Origin of the sequence: Pseudomonas sp. MPB03 (assembly GCF_046605385.1) — a bacterium.
In the GTDB taxonomy this organism is placed as follows: domain Bacteria; phylum Pseudomonadota; class Gammaproteobacteria; order Pseudomonadales; family Pseudomonadaceae; genus Aquipseudomonas; species Aquipseudomonas zanjanensis.
The window spans coordinates 887,157-910,475 of the sequence record NZ_CP176770.1 but is presented as its reverse complement, the minus strand read 5'-3'; the positions used below and the strand labels follow the sequence as shown (position 1 = coordinate 910,475).

At 62.6% G+C, this 23,319-nt stretch carries 19 protein-coding genes, 2 tRNA genes and 1 pseudogene; 5 read left to right on the top strand and 17 right to left on the bottom strand.

Features of this window, described 5'->3' with window-relative positions:
- Positions 1–11 precede the first annotated feature (11 nt).
- Together ACLH0I_RS03860 and ACLH0I_RS03855 are read left to right on the top strand one after the other, a co-directional pair.
- Positions 12–98, top strand: a tRNA-Leu gene (locus ACLH0I_RS03860).
- A gap of 176 nt (positions 99–274) precedes the next feature.
- Positions 275–361, top strand: a tRNA-Leu gene (locus ACLH0I_RS03855).
- A 248-nt stretch (positions 362–609) separates the two neighbouring features.
- Here the strand turns inward: ACLH0I_RS03855 and ACLH0I_RS03850 are convergent.
- The 13 genes and pseudogenes from ACLH0I_RS03850 to ACLH0I_RS03790 all read right to left on the bottom strand — a co-directional run bounded on the left by ACLH0I_RS03850 (position 610) and on the right by ACLH0I_RS03790 (position 15,617).
- Positions 610–1,314, bottom strand: coding sequence for a methyl-accepting chemotaxis protein (locus ACLH0I_RS03850; RefSeq protein ID WP_371128541.1), 705 nt, complete (start codon positions 1,312–1,314; stop codon positions 610–612).
- 201 nt (positions 1,315–1,515) lie between these two features.
- A pseudogene (locus ACLH0I_RS03845) lies at positions 1,516–1,569 on the bottom strand (hypothetical protein); the annotation flags it as partial.
- A gap of 1,125 nt (positions 1,570–2,694) precedes the next feature.
- Positions 2,695–3,987, bottom strand: a complete 1,293-nt coding sequence (locus tag ACLH0I_RS03840; RefSeq protein WP_003186407.1) for an adenylosuccinate synthase — start codon at positions 3,985–3,987, stop codon at positions 2,695–2,697.
- Positions 3,988–4,041: 54 nt separating this feature from the next.
- Positions 4,042–5,229 (bottom strand): ATP phosphoribosyltransferase regulatory subunit, encoded by a 1,188-nt coding sequence (locus ACLH0I_RS03835; RefSeq protein WP_250962838.1) that lies wholly within the window; start codon positions 5,227–5,229, stop codon positions 4,042–4,044.
- A gap of 325 nt (positions 5,230–5,554) precedes the next feature.
- Complete coding sequence (gene hflC, locus ACLH0I_RS03830; RefSeq protein WP_053117908.1) at positions 5,555–6,424, bottom strand: protease modulator HflC; 870 nt, start codon at positions 6,422–6,424, stop codon at positions 5,555–5,557.
- Entirely contained in the window at positions 6,424–7,596 is a 1,173-nt protein-coding gene (hflK, locus tag ACLH0I_RS03825) for an FtsH protease activity modulator HflK (RefSeq protein ID WP_186707980.1), read from the bottom strand. The genes hflC and hflK overlap by 1 nt, the downstream gene beginning before the upstream one ends.
- An 85-nt stretch (positions 7,597–7,681) precedes the next feature.
- Positions 7,682–8,983, bottom strand: a complete 1,302-nt coding sequence (gene hflX, locus ACLH0I_RS03820; protein WP_053117904.1) for a ribosome rescue GTPase HflX — start codon at positions 8,981–8,983, stop codon at positions 7,682–7,684.
- Positions 8,984–8,995: 12 nt separating this feature from the next.
- On the bottom strand, positions 8,996–9,256 hold the full coding sequence (gene hfq, locus ACLH0I_RS03815) for an RNA chaperone Hfq (RefSeq protein ID WP_003186419.1): 261 nt from the start codon (positions 9,254–9,256) through the stop codon (positions 8,996–8,998).
- Between the two features lie 91 nt (positions 9,257–9,347).
- Positions 9,348–10,319, bottom strand: coding sequence for a tRNA (adenosine(37)-N6)-dimethylallyltransferase MiaA (gene miaA / locus ACLH0I_RS03810; protein WP_411386343.1), 972 nt, complete (start codon positions 10,317–10,319; stop codon positions 9,348–9,350).
- Positions 10,319–12,217, bottom strand: coding sequence for a DNA mismatch repair endonuclease MutL (mutL, locus tag ACLH0I_RS03805; protein WP_411387457.1), 1,899 nt, complete (start codon positions 12,215–12,217; stop codon positions 10,319–10,321). Before mutL ends, miaA begins: the two co-directional genes overlap by 1 nt.
- A gap of 11 nt (positions 12,218–12,228) precedes the next feature.
- Positions 12,229–13,659: an N-acetylmuramoyl-L-alanine amidase gene (locus ACLH0I_RS03800; RefSeq protein WP_186707988.1), complete on the bottom strand. Its 1,431-nt coding sequence runs from the start codon at positions 13,657–13,659 to the stop codon at positions 12,229–12,231.
- Between the two features lie 3 nt (positions 13,660–13,662).
- Entirely contained in the window at positions 13,663–14,130 is a 468-nt protein-coding gene (tsaE, locus tag ACLH0I_RS03795) for a tRNA (adenosine(37)-N6)-threonylcarbamoyltransferase complex ATPase subunit type 1 TsaE (RefSeq protein WP_186707990.1), read from the bottom strand.
- Positions 14,118–15,617, bottom strand: coding sequence for an NAD(P)H-hydrate dehydratase (locus ACLH0I_RS03790; RefSeq protein ID WP_411386342.1), 1,500 nt, complete (start codon positions 15,615–15,617; stop codon positions 14,118–14,120). Before ACLH0I_RS03790 ends, tsaE begins: the two co-directional genes overlap by 13 nt.
- A 63-nt stretch (positions 15,618–15,680) precedes the next feature.
- On the opposite strand from ACLH0I_RS03790, the gene queG reads away from it, so the two are divergent.
- The gene (queG, locus tag ACLH0I_RS03785) at positions 15,681–16,760 is read left to right on the top strand and encodes a tRNA epoxyqueuosine(34) reductase QueG (protein ID WP_411386341.1); all 1,080 of its coding nucleotides are present in this window, start codon (positions 15,681–15,683) and stop codon (positions 16,758–16,760) included.
- On the opposite strand, the gene ACLH0I_RS03780 is transcribed toward queG, so the two are convergent.
- The gene (locus tag ACLH0I_RS03780) at positions 16,742–17,353 is read right to left on the bottom strand and encodes a trimeric intracellular cation channel family protein (RefSeq protein WP_030140169.1); all 612 of its coding nucleotides are present in this window, start codon (positions 17,351–17,353) and stop codon (positions 16,742–16,744) included. The two genes, queG and ACLH0I_RS03780, sit on opposite strands and share 19 nt — an antisense overlap.
- 280 nt (positions 17,354–17,633) lie before the next feature.
- Positions 17,634–18,176, bottom strand: a complete 543-nt coding sequence (orn, locus tag ACLH0I_RS03775) for an oligoribonuclease (RefSeq protein WP_411386340.1) — start codon at positions 18,174–18,176, stop codon at positions 17,634–17,636.
- Between the two features lie 109 nt (positions 18,177–18,285).
- Here orn and rsgA point away from each other — a divergent pair, with 109 nt between their 5' ends.
- Entirely contained in the window at positions 18,286–19,317 is a 1,032-nt protein-coding gene (gene rsgA / locus ACLH0I_RS03770; protein ID WP_072407102.1) for a small ribosomal subunit biogenesis GTPase RsgA, read from the top strand.
- Positions 19,318–19,514: 197 nt separating this feature from the next.
- Here rsgA and motB read toward each other — a convergent pair whose 3' ends face one another.
- Both motB and motA read right to left on the bottom strand, forming a co-directional pair.
- Positions 19,515–20,561 carry a flagellar motor protein MotB gene (gene motB / locus ACLH0I_RS03765; protein ID WP_411386339.1) on the bottom strand — a complete coding sequence of 349 codons (1,047 nt, stop codon included), beginning with the start codon at positions 20,559–20,561 and terminating at the stop codon, positions 19,515–19,517.
- A 164-nt stretch (positions 20,562–20,725) separates the two neighbouring features.
- A complete protein-coding gene (gene motA / locus ACLH0I_RS03760; protein ID WP_207965194.1) occupies positions 20,726–21,577 on the bottom strand; it encodes a flagellar motor stator protein MotA in 852 nt (283 codons plus the stop codon).
- A 166-nt stretch (positions 21,578–21,743) separates the two neighbouring features.
- Here motA and ACLH0I_RS03755 point away from each other — a divergent pair, with 166 nt between their 5' ends.
- On the top strand, positions 21,744–23,282 hold the full coding sequence (locus tag ACLH0I_RS03755) for an HDOD domain-containing protein (RefSeq protein ID WP_411386338.1): 1,539 nt from the start codon (positions 21,744–21,746) through the stop codon (positions 23,280–23,282).
- Positions 23,283–23,319: the final 37 nt, after the last annotated feature.

Here is a 23,319-nt window from a genome sequence, read left to right as displayed (position 1 = left end):
TTGCCGATACTGCCCAGATGGTGAAATTGGTAGACACGCCAGCTTCAGGTGCTGGTGACCGCAAGGTCGTGGAAGTTCGAGTCTTCTTCTGGGCACCAATTTCGAGCAGCAGGTCAATGACCTGCAAGCTCAACAAAAACCCGCGAAAGCGGGTTTTTGCATTTCTGCCCCTTGGATTTTCGCTTGGCAATTACTAAAACAAAAACAGGGGTTTACAGATCAAAACGCGCTCCGTATAGTGCGCGACATCAACAGCGGCAACGCTGAAGATGCTGCCCAGATGGTGAAATTGGTAGACACGCCAGCTTCAGGTGCTGGTGACCGCAAGGTCGTGGAAGTTCGAGTCTTCTTCTGGGCACCAATTCAAGTTTCAAGGTCATGGCCTTGAAACTCATAGAAACCCGCGAAAGCGGGTTTTTGCGTTTCCGCCCCCCTTTACCTCTTCCCTCCCGCCAAACACGAACCGTAGGAGCTGCCGAGTGCAACGAGGCTGCGATCTTTCCCCAGACAATTGAATCGCGAGCGAAAGTTCAAAAGATCGCAGGCTTCGCCAGCTCCTACAGACCTCATCACAGACCTGCTCGCGATGGGGCCAGCCCAGCCGCCCGATCAAGCCCTGAACTGCCCCAAACTTGCCTTCAACTGCGCCGCCAGGCTGTCCAGCACCTTACCGCTGGCGGTCGTCTCGACCACGGCCTGGGCGGCTTTTTCAGCCTGGGCATGGATCGTCTCCACCCGCCCACGCACCGCTTGCGCGCCCTGGGCCTGATGAGCCGCCGCCTGGGTCGCCAAACCGATGGCCGCATGCACCTGCTCGACGGACGCCTGCACTGACTGCTGCAACCGCGCGCTGTCACGCAGCACCAACAAACCTTCGCTGGCTTGACGCCCCGCCTGGCCAATGGCGGCCACCGCCTCGCGAGCGCCTTGCTGCAAGGCCACGATGTGCGCCTGGATATCGCCCGTCGAGCTCTGGGTCTTGCTCGCCAACGCCCGCACCTCGTCCGCCACCACCGCAAACCCGCGCCCGGTTTCCCCGGCCCGCGCCGCCTCGATGGCCGCGTTCAGGGCCAGCAAGTTGGTCTGCTCGGCGATGCCGTGGATCACCGTCAGCACCACTTCAATCTGTTCGCTCTGCTGCGCCAGCCGCTCGATCACTTTCGCCCCGGTGTCCACCTGGCCGGCGAGCGCCTCGATCAAGCCGCCCACCTTGGCCGACGTCCGCGTGTTTTCATCGGTGGCCTGGCGGATTTCCACCACTTGCTGCAGCGCCGCCTGCATTGCCTGACTTTCCGATTGAGCTTCGTCAGCCATTTGCGACAGCGCACGCAGGCTCTCGGCCACTTCATCGCGCTGCATCCCAGCCGCCGCGTCGGCGCCGGAGTTGCGCAAGGTCATCGCGCCGATTTCCACACCGGTACGCTGGGCCACATCGCCCGCCTCGCGCACGATGGGCTGCAACTTATCCACAAAGCGATTGACCGCCGAGGCCATGTCGCCGATTTCGTCCTTGCTGTTGATTTGCACACGCTTGGTCAGGTCACCCTCGCCCGCCGCCAGGTCGTTCATGGCGGCGATCAGCAGCTTCAAGCGATTGACCACTCGACGCCCCAGCACCACAGCCAGCAGCGCCAGCACGCCGAAGCCCACCAGCGCCAAGCCCAGGCCGATGCGCCAGCGCAAAGTGCCTGCGGCCTCCTGGACAGTGGAGGCGGTATTGGTTTGCATCTGCGTGGCCGTGGCCTGGGCCGACTCCAAGCGACCGCGCATGGCGGTGGCGCTGTCAGCCGCCGCGCCCTTGAGACTGTCGCCGACCAATTGGTCGCTGCTGGCGATCAAGGCCGAGAAGCGCTGGTCCAACGCCTTCAGGTCGGTTTCAACGGAAGCCGTGGAAACCCCCATCAAGACCTTGCCGATCTCTACGCCGTTGGGGTTGATCGAGGCTTCCAGGTAATACACAGACGGATCGTTCTTCGCCGCGTCCAGCACTTTGTCCAACGCCCGCTCGCCTTTGCCCTTCTCCAGCAGCGCCTTGTTGATCGGGTTTTCCCGGTTCAGGTAGCGGGTCAAGTGCTCACCATTGGCGTCGTCATAAATGACGAACAGCACGTTGGGATTGCGCTGGGCCCGACGGGCGAACTCAGAGAGGGTGGGCACGTCGTTATCCCACATGGCGCGCGGCGCAACGGACGCCAGGAGTTGCGCCATATCATTGGCGGAATCCCTCAAGTCCTTCTCCAACGTCCCACGCAACTGCGCCTGCTCGTCCTTCAGGCGAGCGGACAGCCCGGCGTTCAGTCGCTGGCGGGTATTGGCGGACAGGCTGTCCAGGCTCGACGTGACTTCGCGCCCGGCCTGCTCCAGCTCGGTGGAGAGCTTCTGGCTGTCCGCCCCCAGCCGCGCGCCAAGGTCAGCTTCCAGCGCCGTGACGGTGCTTCGGGTCAGCGCAACGGCCACCAGCACCTGCACCAAAAGGGCGATACCCAGGGTAACGAACACAGGCCGTAATAAACGGCTTTGTAACAGTGAGAGAACGGCCGACACGTGAAATCCCTCTACCAAACGCCATTAATTTGATGGCACTCGGAAAAGCGGTGCCTTAATGGAGTTGCATAGCAAGTGTCGTGCCGCCCGGCAGGCAGAAACGACAAAGGGCCCTAATGAGGACCCTTTGTGTTTTACATCAACGACTTATCAGGCAAACGGATGACGCAGAACGATGGTTTCGTTGCGGTCCGGCCCCGTCGAAATAATGTCGATCGGCGCACCGACCAACTCTTCGACGCGCTTGATGTAGTTGCGCGCGGCCACCGGCAGCTCTTCCAGGGTCTTGGCGCCCACGGTCGATTCGGTCCAGCCCGGCATCTGCTCGTACACCGGCTCCAGGCCGATGTAGCTGTCGGCATCGGTCGGGGCGTCGATGACAGCGCCGTCCTGGTTCTTGTAGCCCACGCAGATGTTGATGGTTTCCAGGCCGTCCAGCACGTCCAGCTTGGTCAGGCACAGGCCCGAGATGCTGTTGACGTCGATGGCACGACGCAGGATGACGGCATCGAACCAGCCGCAACGACGGGCACGGCCGGTGGTGGCACCGAACTCGTGGCCACGCTTGGCCAGGAAGGCACCGACGTCGTCGAACAGCTCAGTCGGGAATGGACCTGAACCGACACGCGTGGTGTAGGCCTTGGTGATGCCCAGGATGTAGTCCAGGTACATCGGGCCGAAACCCGAACCGGTGGCGATGCCGCCGGCAGTGGTGTTGGAGCTGGTGACGTACGGGTAGGTACCGTGGTCGATGTCCAGCAGCGAACCCTGGGCACCTTCGAACATGATGTCCTTGCCGGCGCGACGCAGCTCGTGCAGCTCGGCGGTGACGTCGAGCATCATCGGCTTGAGCAGCTCGGCGTATTCCATGCACTCATCCAGGGTTTTCTGGAAGTCGATGGCCGGCTCTTTGTAGTAATTGACCAGGACGAAGTTGTGGTAGTCCAGCAACTCACCCAGCTTGGCGGCGAAACGCTCACGGTGGAACAGGTCACCGATGCGCAGGCCACGACGGGCCACCTTGTCTTCGTAGGCCGGGCCGATGCCGCGACCGGTGGTGCCGATCTTCAGCTCGCCACGGGCCTTTTCACGGGCCTGGTCCAGCGCAACGTGGTAGGACAGGATCAGCGGGCAGGACGGGCTGATACGCAAGCGCTCGCGCACCGGTACGCCTTTTTCTTCCAGCTTGATGATTTCCCGCAGCAAGGCGTCGGGCGCAACCACCACACCGTTGCCGATCAGGCACTGGACACCTTCGCGCAGCACGCCCGACGGAATCAGGTGCAGGACGGTTTTTTCACCGTCGATCACCAAGGTGTGACCTGCGTTGTGGCCACCCTGGTAGCGCACTACGGCGGCAGCATGTTCGGTCAGCAGATCAACGATCTTGCCTTTGCCCTCATCACCCCACTGGGTGCCCAGGACTACGACATTCTTACCCATAACACTTGTCCTCATTCGCGCAAACTTGGTGCCGGCTTCGGCCGGCGGGAAAACTCAAGAAGCCAGCGGCAATACTTGCCAAAGCCCGTTCTGCTGAATCAATTGCCGGTCGCAGTCCGCTTCACGGGCGGCGGCCAAAGGTTGCCCTGGCAAAGCCTGGACAACGCGCTGACCCTCACTGCGCAACTGGCAGACCGCCTGCCAGAGTGCCGCATCCGTACTGTCAGGCATCCAGATACCGCCAGACGGTAGCTCGACTTCAGCACGCCCCAGGGTCACCAGGGTTTTCAAATCGGTGGAGAAACCGGTCGCCGGACGGGCACGACCGAAGTCAGCGCCGATGTCGTCATAACGGCCGCCCTGGGCGATGGACTGACCCACGCCCGGTACGAATACCGCAAACACGACACCGGTGTGGTAGTGATAACCGCGCAACTCGCCCAGGTCGAAATACAGCGGCAACTCGGGGAAGCGCACCGACAGACGCTCGGCAATCGCCAGCAAGTCGTCCAGCGCGGCCAACACCGGCGCCGGCGCATGGGCCAGGCGTTCACGGGCCGCGACCAATACTTCACGCCCGCCGCACAGGTCCACCAGCGCCCGCAGCATGCCCGACAGATCGGCCGGCAGGCCCTCGGTCAGGCTGACGACTTCGTCGATGGCCTTGCGCTGCAGGGCATCGAACAGCTGTTGTTCAACTTCGCCGGACAAACCGGCCGCACGGGCCAGGCCGCGATAGATGCCGACATGCCCCAGGTCCATGTGGACATCCGGCACGTCAGCCAGTTGCAGCATGGCCAGCATCAGGCTGATGACTTCCACGTCGCTGCTCGGGCTGGCATCGCCATACAACTCGGCGCCCAATTGGATCGGGCTGCGCGAAGAAGACAAGGCGCGCGGTTGGGCATGTAGCACGCTGCCGGCGTAGCACAGGCGGCTCGGGCCCTCGCGGCGCAGGGTGTGGGCGTCGATGCGCGCCACTTGCGGCGTGATGTCGGCACGAAAGCCCATCTGCCGGCCCGACTGCGGATCGATTACCTTGAAGGTGCGCAGGTCCAGATCCTGGCCCGCGCCGGTGAGCAGGGATTCCAGGTACTCGATATGCGGGGTGACGACGAACTCGTAACCCCAGCTCTGGAACAGATCCAACACCTGCCGACGCGCTACTTCGATACGCGCAGCTTCCGGTGGCAGTACTTCTTCGATGCCATCTGGCAGCAGCCAGCGGTCTACCGTTGCCATTACGCCATTCCCCTATGGTCCGGGCGGCCAGCTTTCGGACTGGCCTTGAGTGAAGCAGAAAATGCCTGCGCCAGGCGCGCAGCTTGGGCAAAAAACGCGCAAGAGCGACGTGACGAATGGCCCATCATCGGCCTCGCCCGGCACTTTCCTCGAAAAACCTGTCGAGTCGTTCAACCCGACGCCTGCACCTATAAACCGCAATCGAACGTGCAGACGCAAAAAAGCCGGGAATTTCCCGGCTGCCGCATCATACACACGTTTTCCCAAAGGATCACCCCGCCCGACGTTTTAGCCGCCGGGCGGAGTATCTCAGGTCAACGCCGCATCAAGGCTTGGACTTTTCCAGGTAGTGGAAGAAGTCGCTACTTGGGTCCAGGACCAGGACGTCGGACTTGTTCGCGAAGCTTTCACGGTAGGCACGCAGGCTACGGTAGAACGCGTAGAACTCCTGATCCTGACCATAAGCCTTGGCGTAGATCGAAGCGGCCTGGGCATCACCATCACCACGGACTTCTTCCGATTCACGATAGGCTTCGGCCAGCAGCACGCGTCGTTGGCGATCGGCGTCGGCACGGATGCCTTCGGCCAGCTCGTTACCTTTGGCACGGTGCTCGCGAGCTTCACGCTCACGCTCGGTGCTCATCCGCTCGAACACGCTGCGGTTCACTTCCTTCGGCAGGTCGATAGCCTTGACCCGGACATCGACCACTTCGATACCCAGCTCTTTTTCCGCCATCGCATTCAGCGAACGAGTGATATCGGCCATGAGCGCATCACGCTCGCCGGACACCACTTCATGCAACGTGCGCTTACCGAACTGGTCACGCAGGCCCGATTCCAGGCGACGGGACAGACGCTCATCGGCGATCTGCTTGAGGCCCGAGGTCGCGGTGTAGAAGCGCTCGGCATCCTTCACACGCCACTTGGCGTAGGCGTCCACCATCACGGCTTTCTTTTCCAGTGTCAGGAAGCGTTGCGTCGGCGCATCCAGCGTCATCAGGCGAGCGTCGAACTTGCGCACCTTGTTGACGTACGGCACCTTCACATGCAGCCCCGGCTGGACATCAGCCTGGACCACGCGACCGAATTGCAGCAACACCGCGCGCTCGGTCTGAGCCACGATGTAGAAGCAGTTCCAGGCAGCGATCGCCACGACGACACCGACAATAAGGGCGATCAGCGATTTATTGCTCATCAGCGACTCTCCCTGGTACGTGCTTGCTGTTGTTGCAGGTCCGCCGCCGCACGGGTGCTGGCCTCATTGCTGGCCGCCGTCGAACTGGCCGGTGGCGTACTGGTGTTTCGACCGCTCTCGACCATCTTGTCCAGCGGCAGGTACAGCAGATTGCTCTGGCCGTTCTTGTTGCCGGTCACGAGGACCTTGCTGGTGTTGCTGAAGACTTCCTGCATGGTGTCCAGGTACAGACGCTGGCGGGTCACTTCAGGGGCCTTGCGATATTCGGCCACCAGCTTGGTGAAGCGATCGGCCTCACCCTTGGCACGGGAGACCACTTCATCGCGGTAACCGTTGGCATCCTCGATGATGCGCTGGGCCTGGCCACGGGCTTCCGGCACGACGCCGTTGGCATAGGTTTCGGCCTGGTTGCGCGAACGTTGCTCGTCTTCACGGGCACGGATCACGTCATCGAAGGCTTCCTGGACCTCACGCGGTGCCGCTGCGCTCTGGACGTTGACCTGGGTGACGGTGATACCGGTGCGATAGGTATCGAGGAAACGTTGCAGACGCTCCTTGATTTCGCTCGCCATCAGCTCACGACCTTCGGTCAGCACCTGGTCCATGGCGGTGGAACCCACCACATGGCGCAAGGCACTTTCGGTCGCGTGCTGCAAGCTGATCTCCGGCTGGTCGACGTTCAGCACGAAGTCCTGCAGGTTGGTGATCTTGTATTGCACGGTCAGCGGCACTTCGACGATGTTCTCGTCTTCCGTGAGCATCTGGCCCTGCTTGGTGTACGCCCGCTCACGCGTGACGTTCTCCATGTACTTCTGGTCGATCGGCGGGAAATAGATGTTCAGGCCCGGGCCAACCGTCTCGTAGTACTTGCCGAAGCGCAGCACCACGGCTTGCTCCTGTTCGTCCACGACATAGACCGCGCTGTACAGCCAGACAGCCGCCAGCACGACGAGGCCGATGCCGAGCAGGCCGAAACCGCCGCCCTTGCCCGAGCGACCACCGCCCTCATCACCGCGTTTTTTACCACCACCGAACAAACCGTTCAGGCTTTCCTGCAGCTTTCGGAAGGCCTCGTCGAGATCCGGCGGCCCCTTGCGGTCGCCGTTGTTACGACGCTTGCCACCCCAAGGATCCTGATTATTCGAGTTGCCACCCGGCTCATTCCAAGCCATAGCGCTCTCCATCTGATAAAGCAAAGACGCACCCACGGCGCGCCGACCAATGCTACAGAATGCCTGACACCGCTTTCTCAGGCTTTTATTGCAAAGTGTGTTGCTCGATGAATTCCATCGGTTGCAGCCCTTCGCGACTGACCAGCCGGTTGAGCTCCGACCGAGGCAGGCGAACAGCCAGCAGGCAGACACCTTCTTCGTCGTGTTCTTCTTTTTGCACGGCCCCCAGCTCGAAAAACTGCGCACGAAGCCGGGCGAAACGTTGCGGCAACTTCAGGGTGCCGACAAACAGATCGTTGCCCAACAGCTCGGCCACGGCCTGCTTGAGCAGGTCCAGGCCGGTGCCATCACGGGCCGACAGCCAGACCCGTTGCGGCTTGCCATCGGCATCGCGCTGGATCTGCGGCTCCACGCCTTCGAGCAAATCGAGTTTGTTGTATACCTCGAGGATCGGCAAGTCCTGGGCTCCGATCTCGCCCAGCACCACCATCACCTGCTCGATCTGCAGCATCCGGTCCGGCTCGGCGGCATCGATCACGTGCAACAGCAGGTCGGAGTTGCTCGACTCTTCGAGCGTAGCTCGGAAAGCCTCGACCAGCTTGTGCGGCAGGTGACGGATGAAGCCCACGGTGTCGGCCAGCACGATCGGCCCGAGGTCGTCTAGGTCGAGCCGGCGCAGGGTCGGGTCGAGCGTGGCGAACAACTGGTCGGCGGCGTAGACGTCGGATTGGGTGACATTGTTGAACAGGGTCGATTTGCCGGCGTTGGTATAACCCACCAGTGAAACCGTCGGGATATCCGCGCGCTTGCGACCGCGGCGCGACTGCTCGCGCTGGCTGCGGACCTTTTCCAGCCGCCCCTTGATCTGGCGCAGGCGAACCCGCAACAGGCGTCGGTCGGTTTCCAGCTGGGTTTCACCCGGGCCGCGCAGGCCGATACCGCCTTTCTGCCGCTCAAGGTGAGTCCAGCCGCGAACCAGCCGCGTACTCATGTGCTCAAGCTGGGCCAGTTCGACCTGGAGCTTGCCTTCATGGGTTCGGGCGCGCTGGGCGAAGATATCGAGGATCAACCCCGTGCGGTCGATCACGCGACACTCGAAGACACGTTCGAGGTTACGTTCCTGACTGGGCGTGAGGATGTGATTGAAAATCACCAGATCGACCTGCTCGGCCTTGACCAGGTCGCGCAACTCCTCGACCTTGCCACTGCCGATCAGGAACTTGGCGGTTGGCCGATGACGCGGCACGTTGAAAAACGCGACGGTCTCGGCGCCGGCCGAAAGTGCCAATTCCTGAAACTCCTGCGGATCTTCGCGCGCCTCAGGGTCCTGTCCATCCAAGTGAACGAGAATGGCTCGTTCACCACCACCGTGGCGCTCAAAGAACAAAGGAGGCTCCTATCAGGCGTTACCCGGTTCAGCGTCACCGCCTTCGGATTCGGTTGCGCTAGGCAGACGAATTGGACGAACGGGCACCACTGTCGAGATCGCGTGCTTGTAGACCATCTGGCTGACGGTATTTTTCAGAAGGATGACGAACTGGTCGAAAGACTCGATCGTGCCTTGCAGTTTGATCCCGTTGACCAGATAGATGGACACCCCAACTTTCTCTTTACGTAAAGTGTTCAAGTAAGGGTCTTGTAGCGAATGCCCTTTTGACATGTGCCGCACTCCTTTAAGGATCAATAATAAAAATCGGAATCAGATGGCTTGGGCCGTCACACCCCCAAGGATAGACGGCAATTGCAAGGACTCAGCTCAATATGGAGATGGTCCCGAGGTATTTCAAGGCGCGTGGCAGATTGTCGCAATCGAGACTGTCGAGCCAATGCAGGTCAGTCCAGCTGCGCAGCCAGGTGAACTGGCGTTTCGCCAATTGGCGCGTGGCAATGATCCCACGCTCCTGCATCTCGGCTGACGTCAGCTTGCCGTCCAGGTAATCCCAGACTTGTCGATAACCTACCGCACGTATAGACGGCAACCCGGCATGCAGGTCACTTCGCTCACGCAGGGCTACGACCTCGTCTATGAACCCCTGTTCCAACATTAATGTGAATCTTTGTTCAATTCGCCGATGCAGCACTTGCCGGTTCGCCGGAGCGATGGCCAGATTCGCGACAGTATAGGGCAATTGTTGCAGTCCCGAAGCGGCTGCTTCAGTACTTTGCGCAGTTTGTCGCTGGCGCAGGGCAGTCATGCTCTGGCCACTGACCCGATAAACCTCCAAGGCTCGACTCAGTCGCTGCGGGTCATTGGGGTGAATACGCGCTGCCGATTCCGGGTCGATGACCGCCAATTGCTCGTGCAGGGCTTGCCAGCCCAGGCGCGCGGCTTCTTCTTCAATCTGCGCGCGCACCTCGGGATCGGCCGCCGGCATGTCCGCCAGCCCATCGACCAAGGCCTTGTAATACAACATCGTGCCGCCCACCAGCAGGGGGATCTTGCCCCGCGCGGTGATCTCGGCCATGGCCTGGAGCGCGTCACGACGGAAATCGGCCGCCGAATAGGCCTCGGCCGGGTCGAGGATGTCGATCAGGCGGTGGGGAAATTCGGCCAGCAGTTCCTTTGACGGCTTGGCGGTGCCGATGTCCATGCCCCGGTAGACCAAGGCCGAATCGACGCTGATCAACTCGCAGGGCAGGACCTTGGTCAACTCGATGGCCAGGTCGGTCTTGCCGGCAGCGGTCGGGCCCATCAGGAAAATCGCGGGTGGCAACGGGTTCATCAACGACCGCGCAGGAACAGTTTGTCCAGGTCGTCCAGGCCCAATTGGGTCCAGGTCGGCCGGCCATGGTTGCATTGACCACTGCGTTCGGTGTTTTCCATGTCCCGCAGCAGGCCGTTCATTTCCGGCAGGGCCAGGCGCCGGTTGGCGCGGATCGCGCCGTGGCAGGCCATGGTGCCGAGCAGTTCGTTCAGGTGCGCCTGGATCCGGTCGCTGGTGCCATATTCCATCAAGTCCGCCAACACGTCGCTGACCAGGCGATTGGCCTCGGCCTGTTTCAACAAGGCCGGGATCTGGCGGATCGCCAGGGTTTCCGGGCCCAGGCGCTGCAATTCGAAGCCCAGGCGCTGGAACCAGGCCACATGTTCTTCGGCGCAATCGGCTTCGCGCTGGCTGACGGCCAGGGATTCGGGCACCAACAGCGGCTGGCCGCTCAGGCCTTCGCTGGCCATGGCAATTTTCAGGCGCTCGTACATGATCCGCTCATGGGCGGCGTGCATGTCCACCAGGACCAGGCCCTGGGCATTTTCCGAGAGGATATAGATGCCCTTGAGTTGCGCCAGGGCGTAGCCCAGCGGCGGGATATCGCCCTGGCCATCGGGCATCGCCGCCGCGCCGGCTTCCGGCAAGGGCTTGAAGAACTCGCGATAGGCCGCCTGGGCCTCGGCTGCGGGCACAGTGGATTGTGGACGCGGGGTGTATTGATACTGATAGCCGCTGCCCGCGCCGCTGCCGGCCGTGTTGTAGCTCGGCTGAGGCTGGGGTTGCTCCAGCAATGCGTTGGCCGCCAGGCGCATTTCGCCCTGGGGCCCGAATTCGCCCGCCTCCAGCCCCGTTGGCCGGACCATGCCGGCCACTGCCGCCGGCGCCGCCAGTTGATCTTCCGGACGTACATCGCCCAAGGCGCGGTGCAAGGTGCCATAGAGGAAATCGTGGACCATGCGCCCGTCACGGAAACGCACCTCATGCTTGGTCGGGTGCACGTTGACGTCCACCACCGCCGGATCGACTTCAAAAAACAGCACGAAGGTCGGATGCCGGCCATTGAACAGCACGTCGCGATAGGCCTGGCGCACCGCGTGAGCCACCAGTTTGTCGCGCACCGCCCGGCCGTTCACGTAGAAATACTGCAAGTCCGCCTGGCTGCGGGAGAACGTTGGCAAACCGACCCAACCCCACAGGTGCAGGCCATTGCGCTCCACCTCGATGGGCAAGGCCTGTTCCAGGAAACCCGCTCCGCACACCGCGCCCACGCGCCGGGCTCGGGCGGCATCGTCGCGGGCCTCGTGCAGGCTGAGGATGGTCTTGCCGTTGTGGCGCAAATGGAACGCCACGTCAAAACGCGCCAGGGCCAGGCGCTTGATGACTTCTTGAAGGTGATCGAACTCAGTTTTCTCGGCCTTGAGAAACTTGCGCCGTGCCGGGGTGTTGAAGAACAAATCGCGCACTTCCACCGAGGTACCCACCGGATGGGCCGCGGGCTGGACGCGAGAGGCCATGTCGCGGCCTTCGGTCTCGACCTGCCAGGCCTGCTCGGCGTCGCGGGTGCGTGAGGTGAGGGTCAGGCGCGACACCGAACTGATGGACGCCAGCGCTTCACCCCGGAAACCCAGGCTCATGACCCGCTCAAGGTCTTCCAGGTCACGGATCTTGCTGGTGGCGTGACGCGCCAGGGCCAGCGGCAGGTCGTCGGAGGAAATACCCCCACCGTCATCGCGCACCCGCAGCAGCTTGACGCCACCCTGCTCGACATCCACATCGATGCGCTTGGCCCCGGAGTCGAGGCTGTTTTCCAGCAACTCCTTGATGACCGACGCCGGACGCTCGACCACTTCCCCGGCGGCGATCTGGTTCGCCAGCCGAGGGCTGAGCAGTTCGATGCGGGCGGCGCTGCCGATCACTTCGTCACTCATTGCTTGACCGCCACTTCGTTGCCCGGAATGGTCAGGGTCTGGCCAATCTTGAGCTCATCGCTCTTGAGATTGTTGGCGCTGCGCAAGGTGGCGGGCGACACCTGGTAGCGCACGGCAATCATCGCCAGGGTTTCGCCAGGGTTGACGCGGTGGTCCCGTGGCCCCTGGGCGATCTTGCCGGAGTCCCGCAGCCAGGCGATGTAGGTGCCCGGCGGTGGGTTCTGCTGGAAGAACTGCCGCACACCGCTGCTGATGGAGCGGGCCAGGGCCTGCTGGTGGCTGGAGGACGACAGCTTGGACGCTTCGTTTGAATTAGAGATGAAGCCGGTCTCCACCAGGATCGACGGGATGTCCGGCGACTTGAGCACCATGAACCCGGCCTGTTCGACGCGCTGCTTGTGCAGCGGCGTGACACGACCGATGTTGCTCAGGACTTTCTGGCCGACGTTCAGGCTGGAGGTCAACGAGGCCGTCATCGACAAATCGAGCAAGACACCGGCAAGCATCCGGTCCTTGTCGTCGAGGCTGACGTTGCCGGCACCGCCGATCAGGTCGGAACGGTTTTCGCTGTCGGCCAGCCAACGGGCGGTCTCGGACGTGGCACCACGGTCGGACAGGGCAAACACCGAGGCCCCGAACGCGGCTTTCGAAGGCGCGGCGTCGGCGTGAATGGAGACGAACAGGTCGGCGCCCTTCTTGCGGGCGATCTCGGTACGACCGCGCAAAGGAATGAAATAGTCGCCGGTGCGGGTCAGTTCGGCGCGGAAGCCTTTCATGCCGTTGACCTGGCGCTGCAATTCACGGGCGATGGCCAGCACCACGTCTTTTTCACGTTGCCCGCGCGAGCCCGAGGCCCCCGGGTCCTCGCCGCCGTGACCGGCATCGATCACCACGATGATGTCACGCTTGCCGGCCGGGGCCGGTGGCAGCTTGAGCGCAGGCTCCGTCGGGGTCACCGGCACCGCGGGCACCGTGGCAACCTTGGTCGGCGGCGGTGGCGGTGGGTCGGCATCGGCCGGGTTGTCGAACAGGTCCACCACCAGCCGGTTGCCGTACTGGGCATTGGGGGCCAGGGTGAAGCTTTTCGGGGTCACGGCTTTTTTCAGGTCGATGACCACCCGCAGGTCGGTGGGCGTACGCTGGGCCGAGCGCATCGCGGTAATCGGCGTATTGGCGGTAGCGACGTTCAATGGCGCGCCCAGGGAGGCACCGTTGATGTCGATCACCAGGCGATCCGGGGCGGTCAGGGTGAATACGCTGTGCTGCACCGGCCCCGTCAGGTCGAACACCAGCCGTGTGTTGTCCGGCGCCCGCCAGAGGCGAACGCTGTTGACCTTTGTCTCGGCCACAGCATCGACGGCCAGTGCCGTAAGCAACAGTCCTACGACAGCAACCACCGCGCGAAAGCGCATACCAAACCCCATCATCAATTAGTTTTCCAATGCCAAAGCGGCACACCACGACTCACCACGGGCGCCTTGCGGCGTCAGTTTCAGCGAACGCCCGCCGTTCTGCGCGCCAATGGTAATGGTCAGGTCGGGCTTTGGCAAAAAGCCTGCACCCTTCTGGGGCCATTCGATCAGACACAAGGCGTCATCTTCGAAATAATCGCGAATGCCAAGGAATTCCAGCTCCTCAGGATCCACCAGTCGATACAGGTCGAAATGGAAGGCGCGAATGTCGCCGATCTCATAGGGCTCGACCAGGGTGAACGTGGGGCTCTTGACCGAGCCGACGTGCCCGAGGCCACGGATGATGCCACGGGACAAGGTGGTTTTCCCCGCGCCAAGGTCGCCTTCGAGAAAAATCAGGCCGTGGCCGGCAGTGATCTGCGCGATGCGGGCGCCAAATTGTGTCATGGCTTGTTCGTCCGCCACGTACAGGGTTACTTCAGACACGGTGAATGCTCCTCCAACAACTGACGAATGGCCGGGATCAGATCGGTCGCCGCCAATCCCCGGCCCGAGCGACCGACCTTGGCACCGGCGTTGGCATGCAGCCAGACCGCCAGGCACGCGGCCTCGAAGCTTTCCATGCCCTGGGCCAGCAAGGCCCCGACCACGCCAGCCAGCACATCCCCCAGGCCGGCGGTGGCCATGGCCGGATGGCCCTGGCTGCAGACTGCCAGGCGACCATCCGGGCTGGCGACCAGGCTGCCGGCTCCCTTGAGAATCACCGTGGCGGTGTATTTCTGGCTCAAGGCATGGGCCGCCGCCGGACGATCGGCCTGCACCTGGGCGGTGGACATCTCCAGCAGCCGCGCCGCCTCGCCCGGATGCGGGGTGATCACGCAATGTTCAGGCAGACGGACATCGCCGGTGCTCAGCAGGTTCAGCGCATCGGCATCCCACACTTGCGGCAGTGGCGCATTGGCCGCCGCCGACAGCAGGCTGCGTCCCCAGGCGGCCTGGCCAAGGCCCGGTCCGACCACCACCACGCTGGCCTGCTGGAGCAAGCCCACCAATTGGTTCGCCGAATGGGTGCCCTGCACCATGACTTCCGGCAAACGCGTCAGCGCGGCGGACACATGCTCGCTGCGGGTCGCCATCGAAATCATGCCCGCCCCGCAGCGCAGCGCGCTTTCGGCGCTCATCTGGATGGCGCCACCAAAGCCCCGGTCGCCGCCGATCAACAGCACGTGACCGAACTTGCCTTTGTGGGAAGTGGCGGCGCGAGGTGTCAGATGCGGCAGATTCCGAGGTAGGAGCAGTCGGGCATTGGCCGGTGCCGCTTCAACGATATCCGGATCGGCGTGCAGGTCATTGAATACCAGCTCACCCACCCGGTCCGCCGCTTCGCCCGTGAACAACCCCAGCTTCAAGCCAATGAAGGTCACGGTCAGGTCGGCCGCCACTGCCGTACCCAACACCCGGCCGGTGTCGGCACACAATCCCGAGGGGATATCCACCGCCGCGACCGGCAGGCCGCTGACGTTGATCGTATCGATGGCCTGCACATACGGCTCACGTACATCGCCACTCAGGCCCGTGCCAAGCAACGCGTCCAGCAGCACGCCACGCAACTCGGCTTCATCCGACCACGGTTCCATCGGCACGCCCACCGCCACCGCCTCGGCGTGGGCATTGGCAGCGTCCCCCTGCAATCGCCGGGGCTCGCCCACCGTCAGCACCCGCACCGACCAGCCGGCACGCCGGGCCAGGGTCGCGACCAGGTAACCATCGCCGGCATTGTTGCCATGGCCGGCCAGCACGGTCAGCTCATGGGCGTCGGGCCAGCGTCGGACGATCGCGCGCCAGGTGGCACGGGCAGCGCGCTGCATCAATTCGAAGCCAGCAGTACCCGCGGCGATCAGTTGTGCGTCGAGGGCCCGGACCTGCGCGGCGCTGTACAGCGCGTCGGGAAAATCATCTTTAGTGTGCGGCATGCGTCTTCGGGCTCCGATGTCTGGCAGAATTATACGCATCTCAGCTCTGGTTTCTCTCGCCTCATGCCTGCCATTCCCACAGACCTCCCCGCCCTCGCCCAATCCATCAAGGAATGGGGCCGCGAGCTGGGTTTCCAGCAGGTCGGCATCAGCGGCCTGGACCTGGCCGAGCATGAGCAACACCTGCAACGCTGGCTCGAGGCCGGCTACCACGGCGAAATGGACTACATGGGCGCCCATGGCAGCAAACGCTCGCACCCCGAGGAATTGGTGCCGGGCACATTGCGCGTGGTGTCCCTGCGCATGGACTACCTGCCGGGCGACACCCAGATGGCGCAGATGCTCGGCCAACCGGAAAAAGCCTACGTCTCGCGTTATGCGTTGGGCCGCGATTACCACAAATTGATCCGTAAACGCGTGCAGCAATTGGCGGAAAAAATCCAGGCGGTCATCGGCCCCTTTGGCTATCGCGCCTTCGTCGACAGCGCACCGGTGCTGGAAAAAGCCATCGCCGAACAGGCCGGCCTGGGCTGGATCGGTAAAAACACCCTGGTATTGAACCGCAAGGCCGGCAGTTATTTCTTCCTGAGCGAGCTGTTCGTCGACTTGCCGCTGCCCATCGACCCGCCCCACGGCACCGAACACTGCGGAAAATGCACCGCGTGCCTGGACATCTGTCCGACAAATGCCTTCGTCGGGCCCTACGTGCTCGATGCCCGCCGCTGCATTTCCTACCTGACCATCGAGCTGAAAAGCGCCATTCCCGAAGAGCTGCGGCCACTGATCGGCAACCGGGTGTTCGGCTGCGACGATTGCCAGATTGTCTGCCCGTGGAACCGCTTCGCCCGTCCGTCGGGAGAAAGCGATTTCAAGCCGCGGCACAACCTGGACAATGCCGGGCTGGCCGAGTTGTTCCTGTGGGACGAAGACACATTTCTCAGCAGCACCGAAGGTTCACCGCTGCGCCGTGCCGGTTACGAGCGCTGGCTGCGCAATCTGGCGGTGGGCCTGGGCAACGCGCCGTCAACGATTCCCGTGCTGCAAGCGCTGGAGGCGCGGCGTGACTATCCGTCGGAGCTGGTGCGCGAGCATGTGGAATGGGCGTTACGCCAACATGCCTCGCGTCAGACTTCGTCGTTGTAGACGAACTTCGGCATTTCCCAGTGAAAGCGAATTGCCAGGAGCCGCAGCAGGAAACCGCCAAACAAGGTGATGAGGATCGCCTGCTCGTTCGGCAATTGCAGGAAGACACACAGCAGATAACACCACGCCGCGGCAAACGAGACGCTGGCGTAGAGTTCGCGGCGGAAGATCAGCGGAATATCGTTGCAGAAAATGTCCCGCAGAATGCCACCGAACACCCCGGTGATCACTCCGCTGACCGACGCCACCAGCATGCCATGGCCCATTTCCAGGGCCGTCATGCAACCGATCAGCGTGAACGCCACCAGGCCCACGGCGTCGAGCACCAGGAACAATGAGCGCAGATGACGCATCCAGCGCGCCAGGAACACCGTCAACATCGCCGCCGCGGTGGTCAGCACCAGGTATTCCGGATGCTTGACCCACGTAAGCGGGTAATGACCGAGCAGCACGTCGCGCACCGAGCCGCCACCCAGCGCCGTGACACAGGCGATCAGCACCACGCCAAACCAGTCCATGCCCCGCCGCCCGGCAGACAAGGCACCGGTCATGGCTTCAGCGGTGATGGCGATCAGATAAAGCATCAGCAACATGGTGGCGGTCCATACGGGAAGGCGCGCAGTCTAGCCAGTTTGGGCTGGCACCAAAAGAGGGCGCGCCCCCGTCTTCTGCCTGAACACCATGCCCCCAAGTCCAAACTGCCCTCTGTGGCGAGGGAGCTTGCTCCCGCTCGGCCGGTCCGACGCTTCGGGCGCAGCAGTCGCAAACCAGACAATCGAATCTTCCTGGAGAACTGTTGGGGCCTGCTTCGCAGGCCAGCGGGAGCAAGCTCCCTCGTCACAAAAGCAATCTCGCCAGCCGCTGGCGTGCCGGTTAGAACTTGATGAAGTGCTTGCGGTAATGCTGCAACTCGGCAATGGACTCGCGGATGTCATCCAGGGCCAGGTGGGTGCTGCCTTTCTGGAAGCTGTCACGCACTTCTGGCGCCCAGCGGGCGGCCAGTTCCTTGAGGGTGGAAACGTCCAGGTTGCGGTAGTGGAAGTAGCTTTCCAGGGACTTCATGTGGGTATAAAGGAAGCGACGATCCTGGCAGATGCTGTTGCCACAGATCGGCGACTTGCCCTTGGGCACCCACTGTTCCACGAACGCGAGGGTCTGGGCTTCGGCTTCGGCCATGCTGATCTTGCTCTCGCGCACTCGCTGGGTCAGGCCCGAGCCGCCGTGCTGGCGGGTGTTCCACTCGTCCATGCCGGCCAGGATCTCGTCGCTGTGGTGGATCGCGATCACCGGGCCCTCGGCCAGGGTGTTGAGGTCGCTGTCGGTGACGATGGTGGCCATTTCGATGATGACGTCAGTGTCAGGGTTCAGACCGGTCATTTCCAGGTCGATCCAGATCAGGTTCTGCGGGTTTTGCATAGGGAGGCTCCTCGGCGTAGCCACGCAGTTTAGCCTAGGCAGCCCCTTGGGCGTGCTAAACTCGCCGCCGTTTTACCCTATTCGCTGTATTTCTTCATACGGAACACCCATGGCCAAACGCCAACTCAATCGTCGTCAAAACTGGCGCATCGAAAAGATCCAGGGTGAGCGCGCCGCCCGCGCCGCCAAACGCGAATCCAGTGCTGTCGAAGCCCTGGAGGGTGGCGACCTGGGCCCTGAACAGACCGGCCTGGTGATCGCCCACTTCGGCGTGCAGGTCGAGGTCGAGGCCCAGGAAGGCGAACTGGCCGGCCAGGTGTTCCGCTGCCACTTGCGCGCCAACCTGCCGGCGCTGGTGACGGGCGACCAGGTGGTCTGGCGTGCCGGCAACCAGGGCATCGGCGTGATTGTCGCGCAACTGCCGCGCCACACCGAGCTGTGCCGCCCGGACAGCCGGGGCCAGCTCAAGCCCGTGGCCGCCAACGTCGACATGATCGTTATCGTGTTCGCGCCATTGCCCGAGCCCCACGCCAACCTGATCGACCGTTACCTGGTGGCCGCCGAGCACGCCGGCATCCGCCCGTTGCTGCTGCTCAACAAGTTCGACCTGATCGACGAACACAACGCCCCGGCGCTGAACGCCCTGCTGTCGGTCTACCGGGACTTGGGTTATCCGGTGCTGGAAGTCTCGGCCCACCACGGTAACGGCATGGAGCAATTGCAACAGCAGTTGGACGGACGCATCAGTGTGTTCGTCGGCCAGTCCGGCGTCGGCAAGTCTTCGCTGGTCAACAGCCTACTGCCAGAAGTCGAGACCCGCGTCGGGCCGTTGTCCGAGCTGTCCGGCCAAGGCACCCACACCACGACCACGGCGCGGCTGTTCCACTTCCCTGGTGGCGGTGAACTGATCGACTCGCCGGGTATCCGCGAATTCGGCCTGGGCCACGTCAGCCGGGCCGATGTCGAAGCCGGGTTCATCGAGTTCAACGAGCTGATCGGTACCTGCCGCTTCCGCGACTGCAAGCACGACCGCGAACCCGGCTGCGCCCTGCTCAAGGCCCTGGAAGAAGGTCGCGTGCATCAGCAACGGATGAACAGCTACCGCTCGATCATCGCCAGCCTGCCGGAAAGCAGCTACTGATTGTGGCGAGGGGATTTATCCCCGCTGGGGTGCGAAGCGCCCCCCTTCTATGTAGATGAGCAACAGGGCTGCTACGCAGCCCAACGGGGATAAATCCCCTCGCCACAAATAAATCCCCTCGCCACAAAGGCAAGCAATCCTCAAGTAAACAGTGGCCCCACAAAAAAGCCGACATCGAGGTCGGCTTTTTTTGTGGGTCACTGCGCCGGCGGCTCCGCCGGTTTCGGTACGGTGTCATCGAACAGGTTCAGCCGCTCGCGCAGCTCATGGGCCGGTATGGGTTGCTGGTCCGCCGGCAGCGCATTCGGATCGACCGCTGCACCTGGCGTAGCCTGTGGCGCTGGCACTTCACCCGGGGCACCCTCGCCCGGAACCGGATCGGGCGCCGGATCGTCGGTTTGTGAGCCCTCGATGGCTTTCTGCGCCTTCTTGGTCAACACCACGATGTCGATGCGCCGGTTGACCGGGTTGAACGGGTCCTTGCGGTCGAACAGCGCCGAAGAGGCATAACCGACCACCCGTGCCACCTGCTCGTCCGGATAGCTGCCGGCCACCAGGGCGCGACGGGCCGCGTTGGCGCGGTTGGCGGACAGTTCCCAGTTTCCGTAGTCACCCTTACCGATGTAAGGCTTGGCATCGGTATGGCCACTGATGCTGATTTTGTTCGGCACCGCCTTGATGGTGTCGGCCATGGCCAGCAGGATATCTTCGAAATAAGGTTTCAGACGTGCGCTGCCAGAATCGAACATCGGCCGGTTCTCGGCGTCCATGATCTGGATGCGCAAGCCGTTCGGGGTGATTTCGAACAGGATCTGGTCCTTGAACTTCTGCAGTTCCGGGTTCTCTTCGACCTTGTTCTGCAATTCCTGCAGCAGCAACTCCAAACGCTCGCGCTCGACCTGCTCGGCCATGCCCTCGACCTGCTCGGAATCCACCGTGACCTTGTCGGGCTGGGGCTGGGACTTGACCTCGGGATTGAGGGTCGTGTCCGGCGCCAGGGTCGGCGAGCCGCCCAGGTCGATGATGTAGGGCGTACCGCTTTCGGAAAAGCCGACCGGGTCCTTGAAGTAACCGGCGATGGCGATCTTCTGTTCCGGGGTTGCCGTGGACAGCAGCCACAGCACCAGGAAGAACGCCATCATCGCCGTGGCGAAGTCGGCGAAGGCGATTTTCCAGGCGCCCCCGTGATGCCCCCCGGCAATGCGCTTGATGCGCTTTACAATAATCGGTTGATTATTTTCCATGACCTAAGTGCTCTGCTTCACAAATACTGTTCCATTTTGACGGTGCCTGCTGCTGCCATACTGCGTTGCCGCTCCTCGCCATAGCGGGCTATGACTCGTCGCGGCGCCTTGTCTGGCAGCAACAGTCACTCGCCAAAAAAGGAACGTATTTGTAAAGCAAAGCACTAGCGACCGCGAACCGCTTGTTCCAGCTCGGCGAAGCTTGGACGGTGCGCTGGGTACAGGACCTTGCGACCGAACTCCACCGCCAGCGATGGCGGCATGCCCGAGGCCGAGGCCACCAGGGAAGCCTTGATGGCTTCGTAGACGTTGAGTTCTTCCTTGGCATCATGGGCCAGGGAATGGGCCAGCGGGCCGAAGAAGCCATAGGCGGCCAAGATACCGAAGAAGGTACCTACCAGCGCCGCACCCACGTGCAGGCCGATGGACGCCTGGTCGCCTTCGCCCAGGGAGGCCATGGTCACCACGATCCCCAATACCGCCGCGACGATACCGAAGCCCGGCATGCCGTCGGCGATGCCGTTGACCGCGTGGGACGGGTGCTCCAGGTCTTCCTTGAGGCTGTACAGCTCCATGTCGAACAGGCCTTCGAGCTCATGGGGCGCCATGTTGCCGGACGACATGATGCGCAGGTAATCGCAGATGAACGCCGTCATGCGCTCATCCTTCAGCACCGACGGATACTTGGCGAAAATCGGGCTGGCGGCGGCATCTTCGATGTCGCCTTCAATCGCCATCATGCCTTCGCGGCGGCTTTTATTGAGGATTTCGTAGATCAGCCCCAGCACCTCCAGATAGAAGGTGTGGCTGAAACGCGAGCCGAACATGCTCAAGGATTTCTTGAGCACGTGCATCGTCATATAGCCAGGGTTGGCCTGCAAGAATGCGCCGAGGGCAGCACCACCGATGATCAACACCTCGAAGGGTTGGATCAGGGCGGCGATCTTGCCGTGGGAGAGCACGTATCCGCCGAGCACGCTCGCGAACACGACAATGATGCCGATAATTTTAGCCATAGATAGAAAGTACTTACTTAAGTCGGGTTCAAGGTCATATTCGGAAGCTGAAAAATCTCTTCTTCTACTTATCGGCAAAACTGCGCCAGACTATAGGCTGTTCTGGCGAAAAGCCAATTAGCCCCGTTCCGGGCGTAGAGAATTCATACGATGATCACGTCCAGCCATGACTAACGAAACCAAGGTTCCAACGCCCCGGCCGACCACCCTCGACGGCTGGGTGAAGCTGCTCAACGGCGTGCATCTGCCGGTGCCCCAGGCCAGCCACGACCTGGTCTGCAAGGCCCTCGCCGACAGCCGTCGCTCATTGCGCGACATCGCCGACCTGATGCAGGACAGCCCCGCGCTGGCCCTGAGCGTCATCCGCGAGGCCAACCATCACACCCATGGCAGCCTCGCTGAGCCTGCGGAAAATCTCGAAGTGGCCATCAACCGCCTCGGTCTCAAGCGTACCGAGGAGTTGCTCGCCCGCCTGCCCTCATTGCCGGGGCACGAAATCCCTGTTGCCTTGCGCCAGCTGCAATTGATCAGCCAGCACGCCACGCAACAGGCCAATGGTTTTTTCGCCAGCCGCCTGGCGCGGCTGTGGCAAGACATCCACTGGGGCAGCCTGTTGTTCCTGTCGCCGCTCTGGCCGTTGGCCCTGACTCACCCACGGTTGCTCGGGGAATGGGAATTGCGAGTCGTCCATAAAGGCGAGTCCGCACGCAAGGTCGAGCGCGAACTGTTCGGCGTCCGCCTGCTGGAGATCTGCCTGGCGCTGGTGGAGACCTGGCGTTTGCCGATCTGGGTGGCGCAAGGTTATCGCCTGTTGCTCAACGAACGCCGCGAACTGGTGAAAGTCCTGCGCATCGCCCGGGACAGCGAACATCCGCTGCGCCAGCAGAATCGCCTGGACGACGACCCAACCCTGCGGCGCTGGCTCAACCAGCCGGCCAACACCGTGTTGCTGGCCAACGGCCTGGCCCTCGCGGCGCAGCAGGCCTGGGACAGCCCTCACAACACTCGCTGGCAATACCTCGCCAGTTTGTATCTGCAAATGTCGATGGATGAAATCCAGCAGCAGTTGCACCAACAAGCCGCCAACAGCGCACGTCATCACGCCATGCCGGACCTCTGGCACCCGGCCGTGGCGCTGATCTGGCCTTGGGGCAGCCGCCGTATCCACCCCGGCTTGCTGCCCGCCGCGCCGCCCAGCGCCCAGGACCTGAGCCAGTGGCGCAAGCAATGTTCCGCCATGCTGGTGGAGCCGAGCCCCTTCCTCAACGCCATGCACCTGACCACGTCGGCACGGGACGCCCTGGTGGCCTGCGGCATGCGCCGGGTGATGATCCTGATGGCCGACCGCAGCCAGACCAGCGTGCGCGTTCACCAGACCGCCGGTTTGCCCAAGGAAGCTGCGGCCACGAGCTTTACCATCAGCCAGAGCAAAATCTTGCAACGATTGCTGGCCCAGCAGGCCCAGGTTCGCCTGAACCCGGACAACAACGCGCAGTTTTCGGCGCTATTACCGCCGGGCATGCGCAGCCTGTTCCGCGGCGAGCACCTGTTGTTGCGCTCACTGACGTGCAATGGCCGGGTGATCATGCTGGTGGCGGTGGACCAGGGCGGCGGGCCGTTCTCGGACGTCACGGTGCAAGCTTTCGGCAAAACCGTGCAATGCATCGAAAGGGCCCTGCATACCTTTACCAACCGCGGCCGCTGAACTTGATACAATCCTTTCCCTTTGCGCCCCTGGAGAC